Origin of the sequence: Streptomyces marokkonensis (genome assembly GCF_008312835.1) — a bacterium.
GTDB lineage: Bacteria > Actinomycetota > Actinomycetes > Streptomycetales > Streptomycetaceae > Streptomyces > Streptomyces marokkonensis_A.
This window is the reverse complement of record NZ_VSKS01000057.1, coordinates 1-1,721: the sequence shown is the minus strand read 5'-3', so window position 1 is coordinate 1,721 and position 1,721 is coordinate 1. Positions and strand designations below refer to the sequence as shown.

The 1,721-nt window shown below is 69.0% G+C and carries 1 protein-coding gene; it reads right to left on the bottom strand.

All coding sequences use genetic code 11. The features are described 5' to 3' along the window. Positions 1 to 1,715: acyltransferase domain-containing protein (locus F1615_RS35365; RefSeq protein WP_425385681.1), on the bottom strand; the 1,715-nt coding region annotated here is incomplete at its 3' end. Between the last annotated feature and the right edge of the window lie 6 nt (positions 1,716 to 1,721).

The following is a 1,721-nucleotide window of genomic DNA, read 5'->3' as shown; positions in this document are numbered from 1 at the left end:
GGACACAGGACGGTGTCGGGGGCGGTGGTGGTGTCGAGGGTGTGGATGAGGTCGGCGAGGGTGCGGTGGTGGAGTGCGGGAGGGACCAGCCCGGCGAGGGCGTGGCCGGCGTCGGCTGTTAGGGCCGGGTCGGGTGAGTCCGGGACGTTCAGGGGGTGGGTGAGCAGCGCGGTCTGGGCGGGCAGTGCCGCGGTGGTGTGGGGCAGGGGCTGTTCGTCCCAGGTGAGGTGGAGCAGTGCCGGACCGTTCTCCCTGGCAGCAGCGGTCCGCGGCGGGGACAGCCAGTAGGTCTCCCGCTGGAAGGGGTAGGTCGGGAGCTTGACCGCGCTGCTGCTGCTGGTGGGCCAGGTGGTGGTGTGGCCGGTGGTGTGGAGAGCAGCTGAAGCAAGCAGAAGCTGACGCAGGTCACCTTCGTCGCGGCGCAAAGTGCCCTGCACGCACGCCCAGCTCACCGCGGAGGTATCGATCGTCTCCTGGATGGCCATGGTCAGGACGGGGTGGGGACTGCACTCGAGGAAATGGGTGTATCCGTTGTCGAGAAGAGCCTGAGTGGTAGCGGCGAACTCCACGGTCTGGCGCAGGTTGGTGTACCAGTACGCCCCGTCGAGTCGGCTGGTGTCAGTGATCTGTCCGCCGGTGACCGCGGAGTAGTAGGCGACCGCACCGGTCTCCCTCGCCTGTGGCTGCACACCCGACAGCAGGTTGCCCAGTTCGCTCTCCAGGACTTCCATCTGTGCGGTGTGGGAGGCGTAGTCCACCGGGATGTGACGGGCCCGGACACCGGATGACTCGCAGTGGGCGGAAAGGTCCCTCAAGGCTTCGGTATCGCCGGCGACGACGGTCGCGACGGGACCGTTGTGCGCGGCCACCGAGAGTCGCCCCTCGTACGAGGCGATCAGCTCACCGGCGGTATGGCGGTCCACGGCGAGTGAGAGCATGCCGCCGCGTCCCGCCGCCAGATCCCGGATCGCCCGCGACCGCAGGGCGACCGTCCTCGCCCCGTCCTCGAGGCTCAGGATGCCGGCAACGCAGGCGGCAGCGATCTCACCCTGCGAATGGCCGACCACCGCGTCGGGCACCACTCCCAGCTCCGCCCACGCGGCAGCCAGACTCACCATGACGGCCCACAGGGCAGGTTGCACCACGTCCACCGCGTCCAGATCCGGCGCACCCTTGGCGCCGGCGAGAACATCACGCACATCCCAGCCTGTGACCCGCGACAACGCCTGAGCACACTCCGCCAGCCGTCCCGCGAACGCAGCCGACTCGGCCTGAAGCTGCACACCCATGCCGGTCCACTGGGAACCCTGCCCGGGGAACACGAGAACCGTCTTCTGTTCAGCGGGCCCGTCGGCGAGTCCGCGAACGACCGAAGGGTGTGCACGATCCGCCGCCAGGGCGTCGAGGGCCTCCAGGGCGGTCGTACGCGAGGAGGCGACCACAGCGGCGCGATGAGTGAAGGCGGAACGGGTGGTGACGAGCGCGCGGGCCGCATCCGGCAACGAGAGGTTCGGGTGAGTTGACAAGTGGTCGCGGAGTCGGTCGGCCTGGGCGCGTAGTGCTGGTTGGGACTTCGCGGAGAGGGGGAGGGCGACGGGGGTGTCGCCGGTGTCCGCTGTTGCTGTTGCTGTTGCTGTTGCTGGTGTGTTTGTGGGTGTGGGTGGTTGTTGGAGGATGAGGTGGGCGTTGGTGCCGCTGACGCCGAAGGCGGAGATGGCGGC